This window comes from Halochromatium sp. NSM3, from assembly GCF_059621085.1.
The window spans coordinates 1-13,810 of the sequence record NZ_JCAQIA010000058.1 but is presented as its reverse complement, the minus strand read 5'-3'; the positions used below and the strand labels follow the sequence as shown (position 1 = coordinate 13,810).

The following is a 13,810-nucleotide window of genomic DNA, read 5'->3' as shown; positions in this document are numbered from 1 at the left end:
CCGTCTCGTCGAGGTCCGCCACGGCCTGGCTACTTCGCTGCTCCCGCGTCGTCAGGCTACTGGTGTTGGCGTTGCGGTCGCAAGGTGGGTGAGGGTAGCGGCTACGGCACCTTGGCCATCCAGGGATCGATGGCGGTTACCCCTGCGGCAACAAAATCGCCGGGATCTCGCGTCACCACCGCCAGGTCATGTCGGGACGCCGTGGCTGCGATCAGGACGTCCGGATGGCTGAACGTATGCCCGGCCTTTCGACCGGTCTCGATGATGAGACGCCAATCCAGATGCGCGCTGACGAAGTCAACGACGGCGGGTGACGGCTTCTTTCGCCGTAATTCCGAAAGCACATTGGTATCCAGCAGCCAACCACTCACAACGTCACGTCCCGAACCGGCCCCTTGACCTTCGGGTGCTCGAAGACGACATCTCCGAGTGGCGAGTCCGCCATGAGATCCACCAATGCGCGCCCGGTGGGTTGCCCCCGCAAACGAACGTACTCCTCCGCCGAGAGGACGACGGCCCGTTCTTCCCCATTGACGGTCACATGCTGGGGTCCACATTCGACTGCCCGGCGGACCACTTCACTCAACCGGGCTTTCGCGTCCTGAAGCTGCCAGCAGTCTGTCTCATCAGGGCGAGAGGCTTGCTGAGATCGGCGAGGGCTCATGGTTCGACTCCAGGGTGGTCAGGCTGACCAGACTCTAGCCCCGAGATACCTGTCCCGCAAGCACTCGTGACGCAGCGGTCTGCGAGCGGTACGCCGGTGCCTGCCCCCAGCGCAGGAACATGACCGGGGTCAGCAGGGTGTCGAGCAGGGTCGAGGAGATGAGTCCGCCGAAGATGACGACGGCGACCGGGTAGAGGATCTCCTTGCCGGGCGCCTCCGCGCCGAGCAGCAGCGGCAGCAGCGCGAGGATGGTGGTCAGTGCCGTCATCAGCACTGGGGTCAGTCGGTCCAGGCTGCCCTCGATGACGGTGGCGGGGCCGAAGGGTCGACCCTCCAGCGTCAGCAGATCCAGGTACCGATCGATCTTGAGGATGCCGTTGCGCGTGGCGATGCCGGCGAGGGTGACGAATCCGACCAGGCTCGCGACCGAGAGTGTCTGACCGGCGAGCTGCAGCGCGATGACGCTGCCGACCAGCGCGAGCGGCACATTGGCCAGGATCATCAGGGACAGGGCGGTCGAACGATAGCGGCTGTAGAGCACCAGGAAGATCAGCGTGAGCGACACCAGAGACAGCAGGCCGATCAGCCGGGTGGCCTGCTCCTGGGCCTGGAACTGGCCCTCCAGACTCAGGAAGTAGCCCTCGGGCAGCGGTAGCTCGGCCATCGTCCGGCGCACCTCGGGGATCAGGTTGGCGAGGTTGGTGCCGTCGCTGTTGGCGGAGACGACGATGCGGCGGCGGCCGTTGTCGCGGCTGACCTGGTTCGGCCCGTCGGTCTCCTCCACGTCGGCGACGAGGCGCAGGGGCACATGACCGCCGGGGGTCTCGATCAAGAGTGCGCGCAGTCCCTCGGGCGTGCGGTCTGCATCGTCGATACGCAGCACCACACCGATACGGCGGTTGTCCTCGATGATCTGGGCGACCTCCTTGCCGCCGACCAGGGTGGCCAGCGCATCGTTGACCGCCGCCGGGGTGATGCCATAGGCGGCGGCGCGGGCATAGTCGACCCGCACCTGGGCCTGGGGGATGCGCACCTGCCGCTCGATCTGCAGGTCCACCAATCCAGGGGTGTCGGCCAGCCGTTGGCGCAGGGCCTCGGCGAGCGCGCGCAGGGTGTCCAGATCGTCGCCGAAGACCTTGATCGCGATCTGGGCACGGATGCCCGACAGCAGATGATCCATCCGATGGGCGATCGGTTGGCCCAGGCTGACCGACGCCGGCAGCGGGGCGAGACGGGCGCGGATGTCGGCGAGAATGGCTTCGCGTCCACGTTCGTCGCGCGCCCCGGTGGCGGGGACGAGGTCCACGTCGATCTCGGAGGAATGCACACCCTCGGCGTGCTCGTCGAGTTCGGCACGACCGGTGCGCCGTCCGGTCTTGACCACCTCCGGCACTTCTCGGATCAGCGCCTCGGCCAAGGTTCCGACCCGATTGGACTCGGCCAGCGAGCTGCCCGGATTGAGCAGGACGTTGATCGTCAGGGTGCCCTCGTTGAAGGCGGGTAGAAAGGTCCGTGGAAAGAAGGGCACCGAGGCGGCGGCGACCGCAACGATCAGCAACGCACTCCCGAGCAGCAGCAGGGAATGCCGGAACGACCACCCGAGCAGCCGCCGATCCGCCGCCTTGAGCCCGCATACCAGCGCCCCGTCGCCGCGATCCATCAGCCGTGCGCGCGGCAGCAGCCAGGAGCAGAGCACCGGGGTCAGGGTGATGGAGACCAGCGTGCTGGCGAGGATCGCGACGATGTAGGCGATGCCCAAGGGCACGAACAGCCGGCCCTCGATGCCGGGCAGAGCGAACAGCGGCACGAAGACCAGGACAATAATCAGGGTCGAGTAAAGGATCGCCGAGCGGACCTCGATGGTGGCATCGGCGACGACCTTGAGCATGGCGAGGGTGTCCGTACCCGCGCCGCCGCGCGGGCCGTCAGTCGCCGTCCTCGCCCGCCATTCGCGCAGGCGCCGCAGCACGTTCTCGACCCCGACTACGGCATCGTCCACCAGCTCGCCGATGGCGATGGCCAACCCGCCCAGGGTCATGGTGTTGACCGAGAGTCCCATCCAATGGAACACCAACGCGGTGACCAGCAGCGCGACCGGCAGCGCGGTCAGCGAGATGAAGGTCGTGCGCAGGTTGAGCAGGAACAGCAGCAGCACCACGGCGACGATGATCGCCGCATCCCGCAGCGCCTCCTGCACGTTGCCGACGGATGCCGCGATGAAGTCGGCCTGCCGAAACAGGACCGCGTGATCCAGTGTCCCGGCGGGCAAGGTCTCCCAGAGCGTTTCCAGGGTGTGCTCCACCTCGCGCGTCAGGGTCAGGGTGTCGGCCTGCGGCTGCTTTTGTACCGACAGGATCACCGCCGGGCGACCATTGAAGCTTGCGTCACCGCGTTTGACCCGCGCCCCCCAGCGCACCTCGGCCACCTGGCGCAGTAGCACCAGTGCGCCCTCGCGCTGGGCGACGACGAGGTTGCGCAGATCGTCGAGCCGCGTGGTGCGGGCGATGTTGCGGATCAGGTACTCCTGCGCCTGGCGTTCCAGAAAGCCGCCGCTGGTGTTGCGCGCGAAGCCCTGCACTGCGTCCTCAAGCTCGGCGAGCGTGATCTCCAGATCCCCGAGCATCCGCACGTCCGGAACCACCTGCGCCTGGCGCACTTCGCCACCGATCGGAATAACCTGTGAAACCCCCGGAAGCGTCAGCAGGCGAGGGCGCAGCACCCACTCGGCGAAATCCCGCACCGCCATCGGCGAGGTCGGGTCGGTCCTGCTGTCATTGCCGTCGTTGCGGTCTTTGCTGTCGTTGCCTTCGGCCTCCGGCGCAAAAACCGCCACCAGCATGATCTCGCCCATGATCGAGGTCACCGGCCCCATGTGCGGGGTCACCCCTGGCGGTAGCTCCCCGCCGACTGTGGTGAGCCGCTCGGCGATCTGCTGGCGGTTGCGGTAGAGATCGCTGCCCCAGTCGAACTCGACGACGATCGACAACCCGATGCCCGACACCGAGCGCACCCGGGTCACACCGGGCAGGCCCTTGACCGCAGCCTCGATCGGAAAGGTCACCAGTTGCTCGACCTCTTCCGGCGCCATGCCCTCGGCCTCCGTCATCAGGGTGACCGCCGGCTTATCCAGCGCCGGGAAGACGTCGATCGGCAGACCGAGGGCCTGATAGCTGCCGTAACCGATCAGCACCAGGGCGGCGGCCAGGACCAGCAGCCGTTGCCGCAGACTGGTTGCGATGATCTGTCTGAACATGGGCGGGTCTCAGCGCACCTGACCGAGCAGCGCGGCGCCGCGCGCTCAGGCTCGCATGCTCGGTCTCGGTCTCCTCGAGCTCCTGGCGTGGGGCGTTGTCGCCGAGCTGGCGCAGGCGACTCAGATTGCGCGCCAGATTCTCGATGCGCCCGTCGAGTTCAGCTACCTCCGCTTGCAAATCGGTGCGGTCCACCGCGTCCAGGATCGGCACCAGATAGGCCAATACCTGGCCCTCGCGGATCGGTGCTCCGAGCAGCGGCAGACCCTCCTCCGGCAGCTCAATGCGGCCTCGTAGCGGCGCCTGCACCAGCGCACTGGCGTTCGGGTCCGGGGTCCGGGATCACGTGACCGGACAGGGTGAAGGTGTCCGGCCAGTCGCCAGGCTCGGCGCGGGCGGTGCGGATACCGAGCAGCCGTTGGGTCGGTTTGGGCACGAACAGGGTGCCGTCCGGCAGGCGCGCGGCGGCTTGCCCGGCGGCGGATGCGGCGGCGGGGAACGAAGCAAGGGTCGAGTCCGGAGCACCGTGGTCGTGTCCCTCGTGGGCGCGGACGGGTCCAGTGGCGTCCAGCGCCAGCAGCGTCGTTGCAAGGAGCGCCAGCGGCATCATCGCGGCCGTGGTCGAGGAGGCCGAGCCCTTCGGCGGGGTCTTCGTGCCTGATGGCTTGCCTGGTCCGCTGTGGTCACGGTGGTCGCCCCACAGCAGCAGGGCCAGACTGCACAGCGCCAGCAGCACGACCGCCCCTTGTAACAGCGGAACGGATGCGTACCAGGCAGGTGATCCCCCGGTCGGCTGGGCATCGATACCTGGATCGTCCGGCACCACCAGGGTTCCCAACAGCAGATCGGCCGTCGTCGGCGACTCGATGGTGAAGATCAGGTCATGTCGGCCCGGCTCGACCAGAGGGCCCGGGTCGAGCCTGTAGACGCCGTCGCCCTCGTGGGTTGCGTTGCCCTGCCAGGCCCCGCTATCGACCTGCAGAGCGGCGTCCTCGATCGGGCGGTTGGTCGCAAACTCATCCAGATAGACCGTCAGTGTCCCGTCATCGAGCACGGCAACCAGTTCCAGCTCCGCTGACTCGGCGCTGACCTGCGGCGCCAGGGTCGCGGTCACCGGCGCCGGCAACGGCGGACCGTGATCATGGCCCTCGTGGGCCGAGAGAGCGGTCGTGCCGAGGCCGGCCAGAACGGTCGCGAGCAGGATCGGGAAAGAGGCCAGGTTTCTCAGCATGTCGTTGTCTCGATGGGCATCCCGATCAAAGTACGCTAGTTCAGGATTGTCGATGTCGCCCGACAGAACGCTGACAACAAGATGACAAGGCTGTCATTCAACCGCCGGTCGGCGCGGGCAGCGCCTGCAGTCGGCGAAACCTGGGGGCTAAGATCTGCGCCGCCGGGAAGGCGGCGTTGTCACGGTCGTGCGTGGGCAGACCGAGCATCGCTCGATAACCGGCTGCACTCAGATCTTGGTCGATCGCAACCGCAGCGCATTGCCAATCACCGACACTGAGCTGAAGCTCATGGCTGCGGCGGCGATCATCGGCGACAACAGCAGGCCGAAGAACGGATAGAGCACGCCCGCCGCGACCGGCACGCCGAGGCCGTTGTAGACGAAGGCGAAGAACAGATTCTGGCGAATGTTGCGCATCACCGCGCGGCTCAGTCGACGGGCACGCAGGATGCCGCGCAGGTCGCCCTTGATCAGGGTCACGCCGGCGCTCTCCATGGCCACGTCGGTGCCGCTGCCCATGGCGATGCCGACGTCGGCGCGGGCCAGCGCCGGCGCATCGTTGATGCCGTCGCCGGCCATCGCCACGCGATGTCCCTCAGCTTGGATCTCGGCGACGATCTCGGCCTTGCGCTCGGGCAGGATCTCGGCCTCCACCCGGTCGATGCCGAGCTGGCGGGCAACGGCCGCCGCCGTGGTCTTGCTGTCGCCGGTGAGCATGACCAGGGTGAGCCCGGCGGCGTGCAGCTCGCGGATCGCCTCCGGCGTGCTGTCCTTGATCGGGTCGGCGACGCCGAGCAGCCCGGCGGCGCGCCCGTCGATGGCCACGAAGATGACCGTCTCGCCCCGGCTGCGGCGTGACTCGGCCTGAGCCTCCAGCGCTGAGACAGCGACATCCAGGCCAGCGAGGTAGCTTTGAGTTCCAATCGCGACAGCGCGGCCCTCGACCCGCCCGCGCACGCCTTTGCCGGTGACCGACTCGAAGTCCCTGGCGTCGGCCAGCGCCAGACCCCGCTCCTCGGCGCCGGCGACGATGGCCGCGCCCAGTGGATGCTCGCTGGCGCGCTCCAGGCCAGCGGCGAGCCGCAACAGCTCATCCTCTCCGACGCCCGTCTCGGCCTGGATCGAGACCAGCGCGGGGTGGCCTTGAGTCAGGGTACCGGTCTTGTCCACCACCAGGGTGTCCACCCGTTCGAGCACCTCCAGCACCTCCGCGTTCTTGATCAGCACGCCCATGCTCGCGCCCTTGCCGGTGCCGACCATGATCGACATCGGCGTGGCCAGGCCGAGCGCGCAGGGACAGGCGATGATCAGCACCGCGACGGCATTGACCAGGGCATGCGCCAGTTGCGGTTCCGGCCCCCAAACGAGCCAGACCGAGAAGGCGACGACGGCCACCAGGACGACAGCGGGCACGAACCAGGCCGCGACCACATCGGCCAGACGCTGAATCGGCGCGCGGGAGCGCTGCGCCTCGGCCACCATGCGCACGATCTGCGCAAGCAGGGTGTCGGCGCCAACGCGCTCGGCGCGCAGCAACAGACTGCCGGTGTCATTCAGGGTTGCGCCGATCAGCCGGTCGCCCTCAGCCTTGGCCACCGGCATCGGCTCGCCGGTGACCATGGACTCATCGACATGGCTGCCGCCGCCGATCACGCTGCCGTCCACCGGGACCTTCTCGCCGGGGCGCACCCGCAGGCGGTCGCCGGGCTGCACCTGATCGAGCGGGATATCTTCTTCGCTGCCGTCGTCGCGCACCCGCCGCGCGCTGTTGGGCGCGAGCCCGAGCAGCAGTTGGATCGCGGCATTGGTGCTGCTGCGGGCGCGCAGCTCCAGCACCTGCCCGAGCAACACCAAGGTGGTGATGACCGCCGCCGCCTCGAAATAGACCGGCACGCTGCCGTCGGCCAGGCGCATGCTCGGCGGAAACAGCTGCGGCGCGAGCAGCGCCACCAGGCTGTAGCCCCAGGCGACCGAGACGCCGAGGCCGATCAGCGTGAACATGTTGAGGTTCCAGGTCGCCACCGAGCGCCAGCCGCGCACCAGCAATGGCCAACCGCCCCACAGGACCACCGGCGTCGCCAGCACCAGCTCGATCCACTGCACAGTGCGCATGGAGAGGCCGGCAGGCAGCCAGCCGGGAGCGAGATCGGCAACCATGGCTAGCAGCAGCACCGGCAGCGCCAGCGCCGCGCTGACCCAAAAGCGCCGGCTCATGTTGATCAGCTCCGGGTCCGGCCCCGCATCGGCGGCGACGGTGCTCGGCTCCAACGCCATGCCGCACTTGGGGCAGCTGCCGGGGCCTTCCTGTACGATCTCCGGGTGCATCGGGCAGGTGTATTCGGTGCGGGTCGTCGGCACAAGCGGTGTCTCGGGCTCCAGGGCCATACCGCAGGAGGGGCAGGCGTCGGGTGCCGGCTCGCGGACCTCGGGGCACATCGGGCAGACATATTCGGTGCCCGCTTCGGCGTGCCCCTGATGCGGCGCGCTAGCTCCGTGGCTGTCGTGATTGCAGCAAGATGGTGCGGCGCTGCCGTGTCCGTCAGACGCCTCGGATGCGGGCTCGGCGGCCGGTGACTTGAGATAGCCTTCTGAGTCGGCCGCGAACTTGTCCAGGCAGTGGCGACTGCAGAAGCGATAGGTCTCGCCGGCGTGCTCGAGTCGCAGCGGCGCATCGGCCGGCACTTGCATGCCGCAGACAGGGTCACGGGAAGCGGTCTCGCTCGACCTGGAAGGGCTGGCAGTCGTTGTCATCGGGCTGACCTCTCGCGAGGATTCGGAAACTGTTCAATCCACTTGGTGCAGCAACCCTGCGGTTGGCGGACGAAGGTGCCGACGCGCGGTCCCGAGACCGTTCAGCGCCCCTTAAGCGACACCCGGCGTGGGACGCCGCCAGCATTGCTTCACGCGTCCAGCGCCCGCTTTCGTTCCTCGTATTCCGCAGCGTCGATGTCGCTGCGGGCGAAGCGGGCATCCAGAATGCTTCGGGCGCCATCTTCGTCATGGGGTTTAGGCTCCTGACGGCGATCACCGAACCACCGCAGCAGTAGCACGACCAAGACGATCGGGATCAGCCAGATGCCGATCATCCAGAGACCGCCCCAGCCCATGCCGATACCCATGTGCTCTGTTCCGAACATGCTTGCCTCCGTGGTTGGAATGAGAGGCCGCGCGTGACCCGGGCGGGGTCATGAGCGCGTCGGCCTCGGTGCAAGGTCTCAGTGCTGTGGCGGCGGCGGAGACAGATCCGGGTTGCCGGAAAAGCCGCTATGCATGTCAATATCACTGTGGTTTGGGGACGCACCGGACTTGTCAGTCGAGCCTGGCGGCTGGGACAGGTCCGGATTACCCTCGGAGAGGCCATGATGCATGTCGATCTCGTCCGTGCCCTTCTTCCTGGCCTCGAGATTGGTCGCCGAGTCGGTCTGCGGATGCGGTTCGCCTAGCTCCGGGTTTCCCTCGGCGAGGCCCTTGTAGACGTCATCGGCGGCTGCGGTGGTGGCAACGAATGCCAGTAGAATAGTGGCGGATCGCAGTGTCAGGTTCATTGTGTTCTCTCGTCGTTGTGGTTGAGCGCAGTCCCGGCGCTTGCCTTGAGGGCGACTAAAAACCTCCTGTTCTTGCGGACAAGTGTGGCGCCACGCCACGGATAGGCTGCTGACCGGACCATGACAAAGCTGTCATCTGAGATTGCAAGAGAACGTGACGTCCAGCCAATCGAGTGGCCCGGGCCCACCGGCACACCTTTGCCGCCGGCTTGATCCATCGGTCGCTACTTGGCCTTTTTCAGCTCCACCAGCTCGCGCAACAGGGCTTCGATGTTGGCCATGTGGTTTTCCATCTTGGTCATGTGCTCCTCCATCATTTCCTGTTTCTTCTGCATCATCTCAAGGCGTGACCTGGCCTGAAGTGGGCGGATTCAGATGGCGATGCGGTGAGGCGCTGTTGAATCGCCAGCCCCGTTGCTGCCGATGACGGCGACCCGGATCGGCTCCGACGCACCAGTGCTCAATGTCGGCGGGCAATCCGACATGTCGCCGCTCCTTGGCAGGCTGCGGATTTAGGATCACCGGCCCAGGTCCGTCGGGATCTGCAGCACCCGCGTCTCCGGTGGCAGGCAGCGCTCATCGCTGCAGGCCTGCAGGCGCAGCTCCACCGGCAGCCAGGCGCTGGTCTGGCCGGCGTCGTTCGACGGAGATTCCGACACGGGGATCAGCGTTGCGGCGATCTGCGTCTGACCCTCGTACACGGCCAGCGCCTCGCGCTGGAAGCCGAGCCTCAGGATCTGCGCGCGCGGGTAGTCCAGCGTGTCGATGCGCCAGGCCTGCTCGGCCTCGGGCAGGCGCAGTTGGGTCGCGATCAACGCCTGCTGTAGCGGCTCGTGGGCATTGATGTGCCAGCCGGGGGCCATGTCGAGCTTAAGCTGCAGGGTTGTTGAGCCGCCCGTGCGGGTCACCTCGCCCTGCAGCCGAACCGCGCCACGGGCGGCGTATTGCTGTGGTCCGGTGTCGCCCTGGCGCAAGCGATTCAGCGCCGTCAGTAGCGATGGATAGGCGCTGGGCGTTCGCTGCACCCGGCCCGAGACGGCGCTCAGCAGTTCGCGAGCGCGCTGGCCATAGCGGAGGTCATCGGTGCGCTGGTCCAGCGCGGCGAGCAGGTGCAGGGCCGCAGAGGTTGCTGACGGCATGGCGCCGTCGCTGAGATCCTTGGGGCGGGCCATCAGCGGGGTGTCGGTGCTCGCCTCGCTCATGAAGAGCCCGCCGCCCTCGGGGTCGGCGAAGCGGCTCCAGAGCGCATCCGCCAGCCCACGCGCCCGTTCCAGCCAGCGCGGATCGGCGCTGGCGTCGTAGAGGGCGATCAGGCCCGCGCCGAGGAAGGCGTAGTCCTCAAGCAGCGCCGGCTGGCTCGCGCGGCCGTCCAGATAGACCCGGGTGAGCTGGCCGGGCGCGGGGCGGGCCTTGGCCCAGAGCAGGTCTGCGGCACGCTCGGCGGCGGCCAGATAGCGAGTCTCCTCGAGTGCCGCGCCTGCTTCGGCCAGGGCGCTGATCATCATGCCGTTCCAGGCGGTCAGGATCTTCTCATCGCGGTGCGGATGCGGGCGCTCCTCGCGCACCTGGTATAGAGCTGCGTGGATCTGCGCCAGGCGCTGTTGCAAGTCGGCAGGAGAAACGCCTTCGGCTGCGGCGAAGGCCTCGAGGGCGACGGGTACGTGCAGGATGTTACGTCCCTCGAAGTTGCCCGTTTCCCTGACCCCATGGTAGCGGATCGCCAGCTCGGCATCCTCGGCCGGCAAGGCGGCGCGCAGCTCGGCTGGCGTCCAGAGAAAGAAGCGCCCCTCGTCGCCGTCGCTGTCGGCGTCGGTGGCCGAGTAGAAGCCGCCCTCGGGCGAGGTCATGTCGCGCAGTACGTCGTCCAGGGTGCGACGGGCGACGCGGGCGAGGTCTGGATCAGCGATGAGCCGCCAGCCGGCCAAATAGACCCGTGCGAGCTGGGCCTGGTTGTAGAGCATCTTCTCAAAGTGCGGCACCAGCCAGTCGTTGTCGATGGCGTAGCGGTGGAAACCGCCGCCAACCTGATCGTGGATGCCGCCGCGCGCCATGCGCTTGAGGGTGAAGATGGCGGCGTTGAGCGCCGCGTCGTCGCCGGTGCGCAGGGCCTGATCGAGCAGCAGTCCAAGTTTTGGCTCTTGCGGGAACTTGGGCGCATGGCCGAAGCCGCCCTGCAGCTCGTCGTGGCGCGCGAGCAGCTCGGCCACGGCCTGATCGATGATCGCATCATCCAGCGCCGCAGCCTGGCCTTGGGTGTCGAGTGCCCTGCGTACGGCCCGGGCGACCTGTTCCGCCTGGGCGCGCAGCGCGTCCGGTTGCCCTTGCCAAAGGTCTCTAGCGCGCTCCAGCAGTCGGGTGAATTCGGCGGGTGGGAAATAGGTTCCGCCATCAATGGTGTCGCCGTCTGGGGTCAAGATGCTCGACATCGGCCAGCCGCCGCGCCCGGCGAGCAGCTCGACGGCGGTCATGTAGATCTGGTCGACATCCGGATGGACCTCGCGGTCGACCTTGATGGCGATGAAATGCTCATTGAGCAGCTTTGCGATGGCGAGATCCTCGAAGCTCTCGCGCTCCATCACATGGCACCAGTGACAGGTGGAGTAGCCGATGGAGAGGAACACCAGCTTGTTCTCGCGCCGGGCCTGCTCGAACGCCTCCGGTCCCCAGGGGTACCAGTCCACCGGGTTGTGGGCGTGCTGCAGCAGGTACGGAGAGTTCTCCAGGATCAGGCGGTTGGTAAAGCGCGGTCGGCCGTCTGGGTGCAGATGTTCGGTGCGCGGCACATAGTCCGATCCCTTGGCCGCGAGCGCGGCATCGAGCCGCTGTTGCAGCTCGGCCGAGTGGGTGGGGATGGCCTCGGTTGACTCGGCCGCCCTAGACTGGGTGGCGGCAAGCAGTGCAAGCGTGAGCGCGAGCAGATAAGCGGCGGTCGTCAACCGTCCGGTGTGGGTCGTCATGATGCCATCTCCGCAGGTAAGCCCCGGCCTCGTTTGCTGCTCCAGCCATCGGCGCCGGCATGCATCGCGCCGACGGCTGTTTGATCCAACCTTTGAAAGGCGGAGCCATGGGCAGCTGGCAACGCGATCAGGCGCACAGGAGAGCAAGGTTGCACGGTCTAGAGGTCATCGGGCGATCGGGTTGATCAGGATTGTGGTCTGGCGACGGACGCTGTTGGATTCAATCGCCTGGATTCAATCGTCGCGCACCAGCGCGAACACCACACCGCCTTCGACCCACAGCAGTACGGTGAGTCCGCGCGCGCGAAGCCGCACCGGCGACTCGCCGCTGTCGCGGTCGGGCAGGGGGGCAGGGGGGCAGGGGGGCCATGGCGCTCGGGATCGTAGCGGGCCTGATACAGCGCCTGTACCCCATCGCCTTCGCCGCTCGCCTCGCCTCGCCTTGGCTCGCGTCGGGGCGCAGGCGCAGTTGGGCGGCTGGTACGCCCTGGATCGAACAGTATCGCCCGCCCTGCAGGCTGAGGTCGGCCAGCACCGGCGCGTCGCTCGCGAGCGGGCGAAAGTCGAGCTGGCTGAGATACCTGCGCACCTGATCCAGGTCGGCCGCTTCTACCTCGAGCGGCTTCAGGTACAGATGCTGCCCCGAGACCTCATCGGCGATCTGCGCCATCCGGTTTGGGTGGCGATGGCGGTGTCCTCCAGGGAGCCGAAGCCGGTCGCGAGACACTCGGGCTCGATCGACGTCGCCTCGCTGAGCAGCTGCTCACCCTGATTGCGGAGTCCGTCGATGAAGCGATGTCGTAGAATACGGCGCAGCAGCGCCATTGGATCGCGCGCAGCGGCCGGGGTCGAGCATAGGTAGCGCTCCAGTCCGTCCTGGAGCAGGTCGTAGGCGGCGGCCTCGTGCTTGGTCAGGGCCAGACAATAGCGGTACAGGCGGTTCAGCATCGCGCGATCGAAGGGACTGTCTGCCATCGCGCTCAGCCTGGCTCGGCCAGCGCGCAGCCGCTGACCCAGCCAGCAGCGATGGCCTCAGGCAGCGGCCGGAGATCATGGCCAGCAGCTCGAAGACGGCCGGCGTGACCTGCGGGTCTTCCGCTTCGCCACCAGCCCCGGCTTTTTCATCAGCTAGCGGACCCGGTAGCGCCCTCTCTCAGAGCCTTCGCTTTCTCTCCGTCGTCATCTTTCACCTTGATCGGTAGTGTTACCACCTTAGCGAGGTGTCCAGGAGGATTAGATGGCTCTACATGATTGCCCGGACCGGCGCGGCGAGGGCGCAAACAGGAACTGCCAACAGGCAAAAAGGCGGTGATGCTGCCTATACACATACGTGACTCGAAGCCCTGCTTGCCTTCACCACAAAGCTGATCCACGATCACGGCAGCCTGGCGATTGATACACTCGACGAATGAAAACACCTGCCCCTTGTGTTCAGCACAGTCACCGACAGCGTAGATATCCGGGTCGCTGGTGCACATGGTGTCATCGACATTGATACCTTGGCCAACATCAAGGCCCGCTCGGGCTGCAAGATCAACGTTGGGCTTCAGGCCGATCGCCGAGATCACGACGTCGCGCTCTAGGGTGCGCCCATCCTCGAACTGGATCTGCAACCCACCGTCTTCTTTGGCGACAGCGTTCATCGTGGTGCCGAGTAAGAACTCGATACCGTTCTGCACGTATCGATCGTGAACGTAGGTGGAAATACCCTCGGACACCACGGACGACGGCAAGTACCGGGCTCTATCGTTGATCGCGACCTCATGCCCGGCACGAGCAAGGTGATCGCCCAATTCACATCCGATCAAGCCGGCACCTAGAATCAGTACCCGCTTGCTACCGCTGTTGAGCAATTGTGTCAGTGACTCATACTGATCCAGGTCATTCAACTGATGGATATGCTGCTGGATACGACGATCGTAGAGACGGAGCGGCACCGCGCCCGTCGCAAGCACCAACTTGGTGTACTCGACCTTGCTGTACTCGCCCTTGCCTTTGCTGGTTAATAGCCGTTTTTTCTGACGATCGAGGCCAAGCACCTGGGTACGTGCGCGCAAGTCCACGTTCAGCAGCTGCGCGCGATCGGGCCCTTTGGCAATGATCAGATCAGCACGTGACTTGCTGGAAACGGACACCGACAGGTGCGGCTTGTAGTAGTAGTC

Annotated in this window: 10 protein-coding genes; all 10 read right to left on the bottom strand. The window is 66.6% G+C overall.

Annotated elements, in window-relative coordinates; all coding sequences use genetic code 11:
* Positions 1 to 101: 101 nt before the first annotated feature.
* Entirely contained in the window at positions 102 to 371 is a 270-nt protein-coding gene (locus tag AC54T3_RS16515) for a PIN domain-containing protein (RefSeq protein ID WP_496626414.1), read from the bottom strand.
* Positions 368 to 664 (bottom strand): type II toxin-antitoxin system Phd/YefM family antitoxin, encoded by a 297-nt coding sequence (locus AC54T3_RS16510; protein ID WP_496626413.1) that lies wholly within the window; start codon positions 662 to 664, stop codon positions 368 to 370. The genes AC54T3_RS16515 and AC54T3_RS16510 overlap by 4 nt, the downstream gene beginning before the upstream one ends.
* Before the next feature lie 34 nt (positions 665 to 698).
* Complete coding sequence (locus tag AC54T3_RS16505) at positions 699 to 3,917, bottom strand: efflux RND transporter permease subunit (protein ID WP_496626412.1); 3,219 nt, start codon at positions 3,915 to 3,917, stop codon at positions 699 to 701.
* 278 nt (positions 3,918 to 4,195) lie between these two features.
* A complete protein-coding gene (locus AC54T3_RS16500; protein WP_496626411.1) occupies positions 4,196 to 5,146 on the bottom strand; it encodes a hypothetical protein in 951 nt (316 codons plus the stop codon).
* 228 nt (positions 5,147 to 5,374) lie between these two features.
* Positions 5,375 to 7,897, bottom strand: a complete 2,523-nt coding sequence (locus tag AC54T3_RS16495) for a heavy metal translocating P-type ATPase (protein WP_496626410.1) — start codon at positions 7,895 to 7,897, stop codon at positions 5,375 to 5,377.
* A gap of 149 nt (positions 7,898 to 8,046) precedes the next feature.
* Positions 8,047 to 8,283, bottom strand: a complete 237-nt coding sequence (locus tag AC54T3_RS16490) for an SHOCT domain-containing protein (RefSeq protein ID WP_496626409.1) — start codon at positions 8,281 to 8,283, stop codon at positions 8,047 to 8,049.
* A gap of 78 nt (positions 8,284 to 8,361) precedes the next feature.
* Complete coding sequence (locus AC54T3_RS16485) at positions 8,362 to 8,691, bottom strand: hypothetical protein (protein WP_496626408.1); 330 nt, start codon at positions 8,689 to 8,691, stop codon at positions 8,362 to 8,364.
* A 518-nt stretch (positions 8,692 to 9,209) separates the two neighbouring features.
* A complete protein-coding gene (locus tag AC54T3_RS16480) occupies positions 9,210 to 11,648 on the bottom strand; it encodes a DUF255 domain-containing protein (RefSeq protein ID WP_496626407.1) in 2,439 nt (812 codons plus the stop codon).
* Between the two features lie 624 nt (positions 11,649 to 12,272).
* Positions 12,273 to 12,623 (bottom strand): RNA polymerase sigma factor, encoded by a 351-nt coding sequence (locus AC54T3_RS16475; RefSeq protein ID WP_496626406.1) that lies wholly within the window; start codon positions 12,621 to 12,623, stop codon positions 12,273 to 12,275.
* A gap of 149 nt (positions 12,624 to 12,772) precedes the next feature.
* Positions 12,773 to 13,810 (bottom strand): NAD(P)/FAD-dependent oxidoreductase (locus AC54T3_RS16470; protein WP_496626405.1); only part of this gene is annotated, 1,038 nt, incomplete at its 5' end.